Consider the following 11,496-nt stretch of genomic DNA (forward strand, 5'->3'; position numbering starts at 1 on the left):
GGGTCATCCTCCGGTGCGGGGTGGGGGAGCGGCGAGCGCGCCGTGCACGATCGCGCCGGCGAGCCGCCTCGTGGTGGCCTCGTCGACGGGGACGGAGCCCGTGACGAGCGTGAGCAGCGCGCCGCCGTACAGGACGACCAGGGTCGGCACGGCGCCCGGGTCGACGTCGAGCCCGGTGTCGGCGTGCATGAGCGCCGTGAGCTCGGAGGCCTGCGTCGCCAGGCCCGACAGCGCGGCGGCGAGGGCCGGGCGGCGGCGAGCCTCGAGCTGGAGCTCCGCGATCGCGAGGTAGCGCTCCCGCTGCCGGGTGGCGGCGTCGTGCAGCGACGCCGCCAGGAGGTCGGTCATGAGGTCGAGGGTCGCCCTGGCGTCGGCGGCCGGCGGGACCGCGCGCTCGGTCGCCTCACGCGCGTCGGCGAGGTGCAGCTCCACGATGCGGGTGGCGGCGGCGACGAGCAGCGCCTCGCGGCTGCGGAAGTAGTTGGCGGCCGTGCCGGGCGGGAGGCCGGCGGCCCGCTCGACCGACCGGTGCGTGAGCCCGTGCACGCCCTCGTCGGCCAGCATCGCGATCGCCGCGTCGGTGAGGTCGCGTCGGCGTTCGGGGTTGGTCCGGGGCACGCGGTCAGTATGGCAAGATGAATAGCACTACGCACGTAGTGGTATTCAGGACTCGGCTCACGGAGGCACGGCATGGCACCCACGGCGGTCGTGGTCGGCGGAGGGATCGCGGGGCTGGCGTCCGCGATCGCCCTCGCGTCGGCCGGATGGCGCACCACGACGCTCGAGCGGGCGCGCGAGCTGGGCGAGGTCGGCGCCGGCGTCGCCCTCACGGCGAACGCCGTCGCGGCGCTGCACGGCCTCGGCCTGGATGAGGAGGCCGTCGCGCGCCTCGGGCCGCCGACGTGGGCGACGGGCACCTGGGACAGCCACGGGAGGCCGCTGCTGCGGCTGCCCGACGACCCCGGCGCCGGTGCCGCGACCGCCCTGCGGGGCGTGCACCGCGCGCGCCTGCACGGGGCGCTGCTGTCCCGGGCGCGCGAGCTCGGCGTCGAGGTCGTGACCAGCGCACGGGTGGCGTCGGTCGACCCCGGGGCGCCGGGCGGGGCCCCGGCGGTCGTGCGGCACTCCGGCGGGGCCGGGGGAGACGTGGCGCGCGAGGCCGACCTGGTCGTCGGGGCGGACGGCGTGCGCAGCGCGGTGCGTGCCGCGCTGTTCCCGCAGGCCCGCCTCGCCTACTCCGGCTACTCGAGCTGGCGCGCCGTCCTGCCCGTCGAGGCCGCGCACCCGGGTCTGCTGCAGTTCTGGGGGCCGCACGCCGAGTTCGGGATCATGCCGGTCGGCGCCGAGGCGACGTACTGGTACGGGTACGTGCGGATGCCCGAGGGCACCGTGCTCGGCGGGCCCGGCGCGGAGCTCGCCGCCGCGCGGGAGCGGTTCGCCGGCTGGGCCCCGCAGGTCCAGGAGGTCCTCGCGGCCACCCCGGCCGAGGCCGTGCTGCGTCACGACGTGCACCACCTGCCGGGCGGGCTGCCCCGCTACGTCCGGGGGCGGGCGGTCATGGTCGGCGACGCGGCGCACGCCACGCTCCCGACGATGGGGCAGGGGGCGGCGACGGCGCTGGAGGACGGCGTCTGCGTCGGCCGGGTCGTCGCGGCCGGCGTCGGCGCGGGCGCCGCCCTGGACGAGGCGCTCGCGGCGTTCGACGCCGCGCGCCGGCCCCGGTGCCGCGCGCTGGCGCGCGCCTCGGTGGCCTCGGGCCGGTTCGGCTCGCACCTGGGGCCGCGGTGGCAGGGGCTGCGCAACGCGCTCATGCGCCTGGCGCCGGCCGCCGCCGTCGCGCGCGGTGCCGACCCGGTGATGGGCTGGCGGCCGCCGGCGCTCCCCTGAGGGGCGGCGTCAGGCCGCGGCCCGCGCCGCCGTCTGCTCGGCGCGACGGCGCTGGGCGTCCCGGCGGTCCCGGGGCATGAGCGACGTGAGCACGACGAGCGCGACCGCCACGCCGACGAGCAGCACGAACACCAGGTGGACCGCCGCCATGAGGCCGGGGCCGACGGGGGTGCCGTCCGGGCCGAGCGTCGTGCGGGCGTTGACGATCGCGCCGCACACGGCGACGCCGACGGCCGACCCGAGCGAGCGCGCGAACATGTTCGTCCCGGTCACCGCGCCGCGCTCGGTGAACGACGCCTGCGACTGCGCGGCGATAAGCGTCGGGACCGAGGTGAGCCCCATCCCGGCGCCGATGACGAAGCACGCACCGGCGACGGCGACGACCGACGACTGCGCGTCCAGGAGCAGCGTGAGCGCCGTCCCGACGAGGGCGAGGCCCGCTCCGACGACCGACGTGAGCCGGAAGCCGACCCGCAGGTACAGGTGGCCGGCGTTCGAGGACGACAGCGGCCAGCCGACGGTCATGGCCGCGAGCGCGAACCCTGCGACGAGCGGTCCGGTGCCGAGCACGCCCTGCGCGTAGATCGGCACGTACGTGGACAGCCCGAGCACGACGACCCCCACCAGCAGCGAGACCGCCGTGGAGACCCCGACCACGCGGCGTCGCAGGATGGCGAGGTCGACGATCGGGTGCCGCGAGCGCCGCCCGTACAGCACGAACGTCGCGAGCAGCAGCGCGGCGACGGCGAAGATCGCGATCGACGGGGGCGAGCCCCACGCCCACCGGGTGCCGCCCTCGAGCAGGCCCAGCAGCAGGAGGGTGCTCCCGCCCGCGAGCAGCGCCGCGCCGAGGTAGTCGATGGGCTCGCGCGCACCCTCGCGCGACGGCTCGTGGTAGCGGCGGGCCAGCATCCAGGCCGCCAGGGCGCAGAGCGGCACGTTGACGAGGAAGATCCACCGCCAGCTGGTGAACTCGGAGAACACGCCGCCGAGGGTCGGGCCGACGACGGCGGAGATCGCCCACACGGACGCGAGGTAGCCCTGCGTCTTCGCCCGCTCCTCGATGGTGTAGATGTCGGCCGCGATCGTCATCGAGACGGGCATGACGGCGCCGGCCCCGAGGCCCTGGAGCACCCGGCCCGCGATGAGGAGCTCCATCGTGGGGGCGACGCCGCACAGCACCGACCCGAGGAAGAACAGGCCGACGCCGGCCAGCATGAGCCGCTTGCGGCCCAGCACGTCGGCCAGCCGCCCGAAGAGCGGGGTGCTGACCGCCTGGGCGAGCAGGTAGGTGGAGAACAGCCAGGGGAGCTGGTCGAACCCGCCGAGCTCCCGCGCGATGGTCGCCGACGCGGTGGCGATGATGGTCGCGTCGAGCGCCACGAGCGCCGTCGCGAGCATCAGGGACAGCAGGATCGGGCCGCGCTCGGAGCGCAGGCCGACGGAGACGACGCTGTTTCGGGGCACGACTAGGACAAGCCCCGGGCGATCGCCGGCTATTCCCGCCCGTGCGGCCGAGAGGGTGGTCGAGGTGGTGGTCGAAGGGCGCCTGAGGTGCGGCGACGGGTCGAGGCGCGGCCGCGCGGCCGGTTAGCCTGGGGCCGTCATGCGTGCCCACCACCCGCCCCGCCCGCCCGCGTCCACCCGGCGCGGCGTCGTCGGCATGCTGCTCCTTGCGGTGCTGCTGGTCGGCGTGGTCGCGATGCACGCGATGGGCGGCAGCTCGACCCACCACGGCGGCCCGGCGGCCGTCGTCGGGCACGAGGCTCCCGCGCCGGCGGTGCACAAGGGTGCGGACGTCGCACCGGACACCACCGGTGACGCCACCGGTGACGCGGGGCACGGGACGACGACGGACGGCGTCGGCCACGAGGCCGCGACCGCCATGTGCCTCATGGTGCTCGTCGGGCTCCTGGCGCTCGTCGTCCCGGGGCGTGCCGTGCTCGTCGTCCTCCGCCCGGGACGACACCTCACAGGCCTGGCGGGGCCACCAGTGCGCGGGGCGACACCGCCCGACCTGCACGCCCTCGGGATCTCCCGGACGTAGGCGGCTCCCCGCCGCCCGGCTCGCGACGCTCGTCGTAGGCCCGGCGGCGCGTGCGCGCGGACCTCCGCGCCGGACCACCGCACTCCACCCGAGAAGGACTCTGTGATGACCAAGCGTTTCGTGCTGCCCGGGCTCGCGCTCGCGGCGACCCTGACCCTGACGGCCTGCTCCGCCGGGCCCACCGACGACCAGCACGCCGGCGGCCACCCGACCGGCGCGGCGAGCTCGTCCGCCCCCGACGACGCCGAGCGCGACGGCGAACCGTTCAATGCCGCCGACCGGGCGTTCGCCCGCGGGATGGTCCCGCACCACGAGCAGGCCGTCGTGATGTCGGACGTCGTGCTGGCCGACGACGGGATCGACCCGCAGGTGCGCGAGCTCGCGCAGGCGATCAAGGTGGCCCAGCAACCGGAGATCGACCGGCTCACCACCTGGCTGGACGAGTGGGGCGCCGACCCCGCCGGGCCGGACGGCGGCCACGGCGGCCACGACGGCATGGACGGGGAGGGCATGAGCGGGATGATGAGCGAGGAGGACCTCGCCGACCTCGAGGCGGCCGACGGCGCCGCGGCGGGCTCGCTGTTCCTCACCCAGATGATCGAGCACCACGTCGGCGCCGTGGACATGGCCCGCACGGAGCTCGACGACGGCCGCCACCCCGGGGCGCTCGCGATGGCGGGCGAGATCGTCGAGGTGCAGCAGGCCGAGATCGACCGGATGCGGGAGCTGCTCGAGCGGCAGTGATCCTGGCGGGCGGTGCGCCGGCGACCCGCCGGCGCACCGTCCGTGCCCCGGTCCGGGAGAGACTGGTCCCCGGCCGAACCGACCCCACGACGAAGGACCTCCGTGACGCGACCCGCCCCCGCCCGCCCGCTCTACCTCGACTGCGACACCGGCGTCGACGACGCCCTCGCGATCGGTTACCTGCTCGCCTCGCCGGAGGTCGACCTCGTGGGGGTCGGCAGCGTGTGCGGGAACGTGGGCGCCGAGCAGGGCGCGGTGAACACGCTGGACCTGCTCGCGCTCGCCGGGCGGCGCGACGTGCCCGTGGCGGTCGGCGCGCCGGAGCCCCTGGCGGGGGCGTTCCACGGTGGCGCTCCGGGCGTCCACGGGCGCAACGGCGTGGGCGACGTCGAGCTGCCGCCGTCGGGAGCCCGCCCCGCGGCGCAGGACGCGGCCGAGCTGCTGCTGCGCCTGTCGCACGAGCACGCCGGGCAGCTGCACGTCGTGGCCGTCGGGCCGCTGACCAACCTGGCGCTCGCCCTGCGCGCCGACCCGACGCTGCCCGCGAGGGTCCGGGAGGTGACGATCATGGGCGGCGCCGCGCTGCACCCGGGCAACGTGTCGCCCGTCGCGGAGGCGAACATCGCCGTCGACCCGGAGGCCGCGGCCGCCGTGCTCGCCGCCGACTGGGACGTGACCCTGGTGCCGCTGGACGTGACCATGGAGAACCTGCTGGAGGAGCCCGACCGGGACGCCCTCCTCGAGGCGGGAACGGACCTCGCGCCCTGGCTCGGTCAGGTCCTGGACCTGTACTTCACGTTCCACGAGGGGACCTTCGGCCGGCGCTGCTCCGCCCTGCACGACCCGCTCGCCGCGGCGATCGCCGTCGGGGGCGTGACCGCGACCGTCGCGCCGCGCGTGCACGTCGCCGTCGACGACACCCGGGGGCCGGGGCGCGGGCAGACGCTGTGCGACCTGCGTGGCCTGTACACGGGGCACCCCGACCAGCCGGGCGCCCGGTGCCGGGTCGTGCTGGAGACGGACCGGCCGCTGGCGCCACACCTGCTCGAGCGGCTGCTCACGCTCTGAGGGCTACACGCCGCGGTAGTGCCGGGACGTCCTCTGTACCGAGTACGCGGTGGCGGCCAGCAGGCCGCCCAGGGCGCAGCCGACCGTCCAGCCGGGGGTGCTGTCGTGGCCGAGCCAGGACCCGGCCGCCGTGAGCAGAGCGAACCCCGCGAGCACGTACAGGCCGAGGGCGACGGTCATCAGGAGAGGTCTCATCGGCACGATCCCTTCTATGAGAATGGGACGGCCGGCGGCGGCGATCGTGACGCGGGGCAACGGGTGAGCAGCGGGTGATCGCCTGACCCGGCACCGGCTCCCGGTGCACGGCGAAGGCCCCTGAACCGTGGGCGGTTCAGGGGCCTTCGTGGGTGTGGCTCCCGCGGTTGGACTTGAACCAACGACCGTCCGATTAACAGTCGGATGCTCTGCCAGCTGAGCTACGCGGGATCGCGTGGTTGTCAGGCGCGACGCCGTCGAACCGGAAAGAACAATACCAGGCTCACTGGGGTAGTCCGGCCGCCCCCCGCACCGTGGACTCCGTGGCGTCCACCACTCGGGCGACGGCGGGGTCGGCGAGGTCGACGCCCGGCCCGGCGACGGCCTGCGAGAACAGCGTGCCGTCGGCGGTGCGGCGCACGGCGACCCGGACCTCGCCGCCCGGCACGGAGACGGTCTCGGAGATGACGACCGACCACTGCACGCGCTCGCGAAGGGTCTGCGGGAACGCCGCCCGGTCCGCGTCGACCAGCCGCAGGAGGGTGTCGGGTGCGGCGTCGACCCACTCGACGGTCAGGACGCCGCGCTCGGGGTCGAACGCCGCCCGGTCGACGTCGGCCCACGGCCGCCGCAGCACGACGGCGGGCGGCCCGGCGGCACCGGCCTGGACCACGGCGAGCTCGGCGGTGGTGGCGACCGCCCAGGCGTCGCCGATGAGCTCGGCCGCCGCGAGCGGCCGCTCACCCCGGGCGGGGGACAGGGCCTGTCGGACGTCGTCGGGCAGCGGCGAGCGGCGGAACCACATGCGCCCACCGTATCGGTGCAGGGGTGCGCCCTCAGGACGCCACCGGCGCGGGGCGCCCGGGTGCCCCGTGCGGGACTTGAACCCGCGACCGATCGATTATGAGTCGACTGCTCTGACCAGCTGAGCTAACGGGGCGCGCGGGCGAGCATACCGGCCCGCCTGCCCGGGAACGGGGCGGGGCCGGGGTGCGTGGCGGGTCCGGGCGGGGTCTCATGGGCCGATGGGGTTCGACGTCAAGCGCGTGTACGAGGCCCCGTCGGACGACGACGGGCTGCGGGTGCTGGTCGACCGGCTGTGGCCTCGCGGCCTGTCGAAGGCCGACGCCCACGTCGACCGCTGGATCAAGGAGGTCGCGCCGTCGTCGGACCTGCGGACCTGGTTCGGTCACGACCCGGCCCGGTTCGACGAGTTCGCCCGGCGGTACCGCGAGGAGCTCCGGGGGAGCGCCGAGCTGGCGGAGCTGGCCGCCCTCGCGGACGACGGGCGGCAGGTGACCCTCCTGTACGGCGCACGCGACGAGCAGCACAACCAGGCCGTCGTGCTGCGTGACGTCGTGGCCTCCTACCGGGAGGTGGAGGGCTCCGGCTCGGGCGCGTGAGCCGCGGCCACCTGACGCCCGGCCGCCTGGCGTCCCACGCGCCACTCGCCGCGCACCAGAGCGCCCAGGCGGCCGAGGTCGCGGGCCACCGCGCGCTTCAGGCGCGGGCCGAGCGGACGCTCGACGAACCGGTGCGCGAGGTAGGCGGCCAGCAGCATCACGGCCGTCACGACGGCGAAGGTCATCGCGGTCGGCAGGTGCGGGTGCAGCTTCGTGATGAGCCACTGCCCCCACGACGAGTGCAGCAGGTACAGGGGATACGTGAGCGCTCCGGCGACGGTGAGCCACTTCCACGACAGGCGGCTCAGCGGCGTGAGCGTCACCGCGACGACGAGGGCGAAACACGCGAGGATCGCGAGCCAGTAGCTCTGCGGCTCGACGGACAGGGTGGTGCTGCCCTCGATGCGCAGGGACTGGGAGCGGCCGGACATGAGCCCCGCGAGGGCGACGTTCAGCCCGAGCACGAGCCACAGGACCACCGAGCGCCGCTCGCGCAGCAGCAGGTACAGGATCATGCCGCCGGCAAAGAGCGGGGCGTCGGAACCGACCAGCACGGTCGCGAGCGTCTCGTTGCCGGAGCGCACGGCGATGGAGGCCACGACGGGCCAGACGGCGGCGAAGGCGATCAGGCGGTTGCGGGTCATCCCCAGGGCGAGGAGCACGCCGATCAGGACGTAGAACCGCAGCTCGGCCCAGAGGGTCCAGTACACGGGCTCGAGGTCGTGCACCCCGAAGGCGCGCTGCACCATCGTGAGGTTGGCCGCCGTGTCGGAGAGGCCGACGTCCTTGGAGCCCGGCGCCACGGCGAGCAGCAGGACGAGCACCAGCGCGATCGACAGCCAGTACGCCGGGAAGAGCCGGCCGACGCGGGAGGCGGTGAAGGCCCGCACGTCGCGGCCCCAGGCCGACAGGAGGATGACGAAGCCGCTGATCACGAAGAAGAGCTGGACGCCGAACGAGCCGTAGGCGAGCACGGGCTGGAGGTTCGGGAACGAGTCGGTGGTCCGCTCGCCCCACGCCTCGTGGTTGACGGCGAAGTAGTGGTAGGCGAGGACGGCCATCGCGGCGAGGAAGCGCAGGCCGTCGAGCCCGGCGAGGCGGGGGCGCCCCACCTCGGTGGTGCTGGCGCCGAGGGCCTCGGCAGGCGTCAGGGCAGGAGGATTGGTACGTCCGGGCATCGTCAGCACGTTATCAAACCGTGATCTTCGGGGCCGAACCGGCTCCACGACGTGGGAGAATGCCGCCCATGGCGATGCGAGAGATCCGGGTGCTGCCCGACCCTGTGCTGCGCACCCCTTGCGACGAGATCACGACGATCGACGACCGCGTCCGCTCCCTGGTCGACGACCTGGTCGAGACCGTGGACGCGGACGGCCGCGCGGGGCTGGCGGCCAACCAGATCGGCGTCAACCTGCGCGCGTTCTCCTGGAACGTCGAGGACGAGATCGGCTACGTGCTCAACCCGCGCATCGTGGACCTGTCGGAGGAGACCCAGGACGGCGACGAGGGCTGCCTGTCGGTCCCCGGCCTCTGGTACCCGACGACGCGTGCCTGGTACGCGAAGGTCGAGGGCACGGACCTCGACGGCGCGCCGGTCGTGGTCGAGGGCACGGGCCTCATGGCACGGTGCCTGCAGCACGAGAGCGACCACCTCGACGGCAAGCTCTACCTCGACCGGCTGGAGCGTTCGGTGCGCAAGAAGGCGATGCGCGAGCTGCGCGAGCGGCTCTGACGGGTCGCCGGGAGGAGGCGCACGGGGCTCTGGTCTGGCTCAACTTGTGCGTTTCCTCTCGCGCCCGCCCGACGAGTCGGGCAGGATGTGACGAGAACACAACGCGACACGCCGCTGGTACGCAAGACCATGTGACGAGCCTGGGCACGAGGACGTAGGGGAAGACGAACCTCGAACCCAGGGAGGACAACATGGCTGGTGCGATCACCCGCGGTGTGCTGTTCGTGCACTCGGCACCCCGCGCGTTGTGCCCCCACCTCGAGTGGGCGGCCGCGAACGTGCTCGGCGGCCGTGTGGCGCTGGACTGGACACCCCAGCCGGCATCACGCGGGCTGTACCGCGCCGAGTACTCGTGGCAGGGCGCCCAGGGGACCGGCGCCCGGCTGGCCTCTGCCCTCCGGGGCTGGGACCACCTGCGCTACGAGGTCACCGAGGAGGCGAGCCACGGCGCCGACGGCGCCCGCTGGTCGCACACGCCCGACCTCGGCATCTTCCACGCGATGACCGACGTGCACGGCAACGTCGTGGTGCCCGAGGACCGGGTGCGCAACGCGCTCGACGCCGCCCACGACGCGCGGTCGGTGCGCGACGCGCTCGACCTGGCCCTGGGCACGGCGTGGGACGACGAGCTCGAGCCGTTCCGGTACGCCGGCGCGGGCGCCCCGGTGCGCTGGCTGCACCGGGTCGGGTGACGGCCCGGGACCACCCGCACGGCGAAGCACGACGGCGCCCGGTCATCGCGAGGTGACCGGGCGCCGTCGTCGTGCCGAGGGGCCTCAGGCGCTGGCGACCACCAGGGCCACGTTGTGCCCGCCGAACCCGAAGGAGTTGTTGAGCGCGACGATGTCGCCGTCGGGCAGCTTCTCGGCGGAGCCCCGCACCAGGGGCACCTGGAGCTCCGGGTCGGGGTTGTCCACGTTGATGGTCGGCGGGGCGAGCCGCTCGCTCACCGCCTTGACGGTGAACAGCGTCTCCAGCGCCCCGGCGCCGCCCAGCAGGTGGCCGGTCATGGACTTGGTCGCCGACAGCCGCACGTGGTCGGCCTCGCCGCCCATGAGCGTGCGGATCGACGCGGTCTCCGTGAGGTCGCCGACCTTGGTGGACGTGGCGTGCGCGTTGACGTGCACGACGTCGTGGGACGTCACGCCCGCGTCCTGGAGGGCGCGGCGCATGGCCGAGACCTGGCCCGTGCCCTCGGGGTCGGGGGAGGTGATGTGGTACGCGTCGGCGGACAGGCCGACGCCGGCGATCTTCGCGTACACACGCGCACCGCGGGCGGCGGCGTGCTCCGCGCTCTCCAGCACCACCACCGCGGCACCCTCGCCGATGACGAAGCCGTCGCGGTCGACGTCGTACGGGCGCGAGGCCCGCTGCGGGTCGTCGTTGCGCAGCGACAGGGTGCGCGAGGCGGCGAACGCCGCGATCGGCATGGGGTGGATCGTGGCCTCCGTGCCGCCGCACACGACGACGTCGGCGCGGCCGGCGCGGATCATGTCGAGGCCGTAGCCGATCGCCTCGGCGCCCGAGGCGCACGCGGAGACCAGCGCGTGGGCGCCGGCCTTCGCCCCGAACTCGAGCGACACGTAGGCCGCCGGCGAGTTGGGCATGAGCATGGGCACGGTCATGGGCAGCATGCGCCGCGCGCCGCGCTCCTTGAGGGTGTCCCAGCCGTCGAGGGTGGTCCAGATGCCGCCGATGCCGGAGGACACGACCGCGCCCAGACGCTCGCCGTCGACCTCGGGGGCGCCGGCGTCCTGCCAGGCCTCGCGGGCGGCGACCATCGCGTACTGCGTGGACGGGTCCATCCGCTTGGTCTCCGGGCGCGACAGCACCTGGTCGGGGGTGACCTTGAGGGTGGCGGCGAACGTGACCGGCAGGCCGTACTTCTCGGCCCAGTCGTTGTCGAGGGTCCGGGCGCCGGACTCGCCCGCCAGAGCGGCGGCCCAGGTGCTGGGGGCGTCGCCGCCCAGGGGGGTGGTCGCGCCGAGGCCGGTGACGACGACGTCGCGCGAGGCGGGTGCGGCACTCATGATGGGTCCTCCTGGGGTCGTGCCGGTGGTCGAGGCTGCGCGGGCGGGCCGGTGACCCGGCCCGCCCGTGCGAGGGCGACGGCGTGCCGCCCGCGAGGTCAGGCGCCCTGCGCACCCTCGATGTACTTCACGGCGTCGCCGACCGTGGTGAGGTTCTTCACCTCGTCGTCAGGGATGCGCACGCTGAACTTGTCCTCGGCGTGGGTCACGATCGTCATCATCGACAGCGAGTCGATGTCGAGGTCGTCGGTGAAGGACTTCTCGGTGGCGACGGCGTCCGTCGGCAGACCGGTCTCCTCGGCGACGATCTCGGCGAGGCCCTCGAGGATCTCCTGGGAGGTGTAAGCCATGGGGTGCGATTCTCCTTCAACGGGGTACCGGCCGTCCCGG

General features: G+C 74.7%; 14 protein-coding genes and 2 tRNA genes. 7 read left to right on the plus strand and 9 right to left on the minus strand.

The features are described from left to right. Positions 1-3: 3 nt before the first annotated feature. Positions 4-618 carry a TetR/AcrR family transcriptional regulator gene (locus IEW03_RS06025; RefSeq protein WP_188522733.1) on the minus strand — a complete coding sequence of 205 codons (615 nt, stop codon included), beginning with the start codon at positions 616-618 and terminating at the stop codon, positions 4-6. A 72-nt stretch (positions 619-690) separates the two neighbouring features. Between IEW03_RS06025 and IEW03_RS06030 the strand changes: the two genes are divergently transcribed. Continuing rightward, positions 691-1,887, plus strand: a complete 1,197-nt coding sequence (locus IEW03_RS06030) for an FAD-dependent monooxygenase (protein ID WP_188522734.1) — start codon at positions 691-693, stop codon at positions 1,885-1,887. Positions 1,888-1,896: 9 nt separating this feature from the next. Here the strand turns inward: IEW03_RS06030 and IEW03_RS06035 are convergent, their stop codons facing one another. After that, on the minus strand, positions 1,897-3,288 hold the full coding sequence (locus IEW03_RS06035; RefSeq protein WP_188522809.1) for an MDR family MFS transporter: 1,392 nt from the start codon (positions 3,286-3,288) through the stop codon (positions 1,897-1,899). Between the two features lie 205 nt (positions 3,289-3,493). Here IEW03_RS06035 and IEW03_RS06040 point away from each other — a divergent pair, with 205 nt between their 5' ends. The 3 genes from IEW03_RS06040 (at position 3,494) to IEW03_RS06050 (ending at position 5,746) form a co-directional block, all read left to right on the plus strand. Then, the gene (locus IEW03_RS06040) at positions 3,494-3,934 is read left to right on the plus strand and encodes a DUF6153 family protein (protein ID WP_188522735.1); all 441 of its coding nucleotides are present in this window, start codon (positions 3,494-3,496) and stop codon (positions 3,932-3,934) included. Between the two features lie 105 nt (positions 3,935-4,039). After that, positions 4,040-4,678: a DUF305 domain-containing protein gene (locus IEW03_RS06045; protein ID WP_188522736.1), complete on the plus strand. Its 639-nt coding sequence runs from the start codon at positions 4,040-4,042 to the stop codon at positions 4,676-4,678. Between the two features lie 102 nt (positions 4,679-4,780). Beyond that, positions 4,781-5,746, plus strand: coding sequence for a nucleoside hydrolase (locus IEW03_RS06050; protein ID WP_188522737.1), 966 nt, complete (start codon positions 4,781-4,783; stop codon positions 5,744-5,746). A 3-nt stretch (positions 5,747-5,749) separates the two neighbouring features. On the opposite strand, the gene IEW03_RS06055 is transcribed toward IEW03_RS06050, so the two are convergent. The 4 genes from IEW03_RS06055 to IEW03_RS06070 form a co-directional block, all read right to left on the minus strand. Then, entirely contained in the window at positions 5,750-5,941 is a 192-nt protein-coding gene (locus IEW03_RS06055) for a hypothetical protein (protein ID WP_188522738.1), read from the minus strand. 155 nt (positions 5,942-6,096) lie between these two features. After that, positions 6,097-6,172, minus strand: a tRNA-Asn gene (locus tag IEW03_RS06060). A gap of 52 nt (positions 6,173-6,224) precedes the next feature. Continuing rightward, a complete protein-coding gene (locus tag IEW03_RS06065) occupies positions 6,225-6,746 on the minus strand; it encodes a hypothetical protein (protein ID WP_188522739.1) in 522 nt (173 codons plus the stop codon). A gap of 61 nt (positions 6,747-6,807) precedes the next feature. Next, positions 6,808-6,881 (minus strand) — tRNA-Ile (locus IEW03_RS06070). Between the two features lie 85 nt (positions 6,882-6,966). Here IEW03_RS06070 and IEW03_RS06075 point away from each other — a divergent pair. Further along, positions 6,967-7,344, plus strand: a complete 378-nt coding sequence (locus tag IEW03_RS06075; protein ID WP_188522740.1) for a DUF488 domain-containing protein — start codon at positions 6,967-6,969, stop codon at positions 7,342-7,344. Here IEW03_RS06075 and IEW03_RS06080 read toward each other — a convergent pair. Next, positions 7,308-8,522: an acyltransferase family protein gene (locus IEW03_RS06080; RefSeq protein WP_188522741.1), complete on the minus strand. Its 1,215-nt coding sequence runs from the start codon at positions 8,520-8,522 to the stop codon at positions 7,308-7,310. The genes IEW03_RS06075 and IEW03_RS06080 overlap by 37 nt on opposite strands. A 68-nt stretch (positions 8,523-8,590) precedes the next feature. Between IEW03_RS06080 and def the strand changes: the two genes are divergently transcribed. Further along, positions 8,591-9,076, plus strand: a complete 486-nt coding sequence (gene def / locus IEW03_RS06085) for a peptide deformylase (protein ID WP_188522742.1) — start codon at positions 8,591-8,593, stop codon at positions 9,074-9,076. Between the two features lie 191 nt (positions 9,077-9,267). Next, positions 9,268-9,768: a DUF3145 domain-containing protein gene (locus IEW03_RS06090; RefSeq protein WP_188522743.1), complete on the plus strand. Its 501-nt coding sequence runs from the start codon at positions 9,268-9,270 to the stop codon at positions 9,766-9,768. 84 nt (positions 9,769-9,852) lie between these two features. Here IEW03_RS06090 and IEW03_RS06095 read toward each other — a convergent pair whose 3' ends face one another. Further along, positions 9,853-11,106, minus strand: coding sequence for a beta-ketoacyl-[acyl-carrier-protein] synthase family protein (locus tag IEW03_RS06095; protein WP_188522744.1), 1,254 nt, complete (start codon positions 11,104-11,106; stop codon positions 9,853-9,855). A gap of 98 nt (positions 11,107-11,204) precedes the next feature. After that, positions 11,205-11,456 (minus strand): acyl carrier protein, encoded by a 252-nt coding sequence (locus IEW03_RS06100; protein ID WP_188522745.1) that lies wholly within the window; start codon positions 11,454-11,456, stop codon positions 11,205-11,207. Positions 11,457-11,496 lie beyond the last annotated feature (40 nt).

Source organism: Isoptericola cucumis (assembly GCF_014635665.1).
GTDB classification, from domain to species: Bacteria; Actinomycetota; Actinomycetes; order Actinomycetales; family Cellulomonadaceae; genus Isoptericola; species Isoptericola cucumis.

Bases quoted from the DNA above. Each gene is read 5' to 3' on its own strand.
- IEW03_RS06075 (WP_188522740.1), top strand. From the start codon at position 6,967: ATGGGGTTCGACGTCAAGCGCGTGTACGAGGCCCCGTCGGACGACGAC.
- IEW03_RS06080 (WP_188522741.1), bottom strand. From the start codon at position 8,522: ATGCCCGGACGTACCAATCCTCCTGCCCTGACGCCTGCCGAGGCCCTC.
- IEW03_RS06030 (WP_188522734.1), top strand. From the start codon at position 691: ATGGCACCCACGGCGGTCGTGGTCGGCGGAGGGATCGCGGGGCTGGCG.
- IEW03_RS06035 (WP_188522809.1), bottom strand. From the start codon at position 3,288: ATGCTCGCGACGGCGCTCGTGGCGCTCGACGCGACCATCATCGCCACC.
- IEW03_RS06045 (WP_188522736.1), top strand. From the start codon at position 4,040: ATGACCAAGCGTTTCGTGCTGCCCGGGCTCGCGCTCGCGGCGACCCTG.
- IEW03_RS06040 (WP_188522735.1), top strand. From the start codon at position 3,494: ATGCGTGCCCACCACCCGCCCCGCCCGCCCGCGTCCACCCGGCGCGGC.
- IEW03_RS06100 (WP_188522745.1), bottom strand. From the start codon at position 11,456: ATGGCTTACACCTCCCAGGAGATCCTCGAGGGCCTCGCCGAGATCGTC.
- IEW03_RS06090 (WP_188522743.1), top strand. From the start codon at position 9,268: ATGGCTGGTGCGATCACCCGCGGTGTGCTGTTCGTGCACTCGGCACCC.
- IEW03_RS06065 (WP_188522739.1), bottom strand. From the start codon at position 6,746: ATGTGGTTCCGCCGCTCGCCGCTGCCCGACGACGTCCGACAGGCCCTG.
- def (WP_188522742.1), top strand. From the start codon at position 8,591: ATGGCGATGCGAGAGATCCGGGTGCTGCCCGACCCTGTGCTGCGCACC.
- IEW03_RS06055 (WP_188522738.1), bottom strand. From the start codon at position 5,941: ATGAGACCTCTCCTGATGACCGTCGCCCTCGGCCTGTACGTGCTCGCG.
- IEW03_RS06095 (WP_188522744.1), bottom strand. From the start codon at position 11,106: ATGAGTGCCGCACCCGCCTCGCGCGACGTCGTCGTCACCGGCCTCGGC.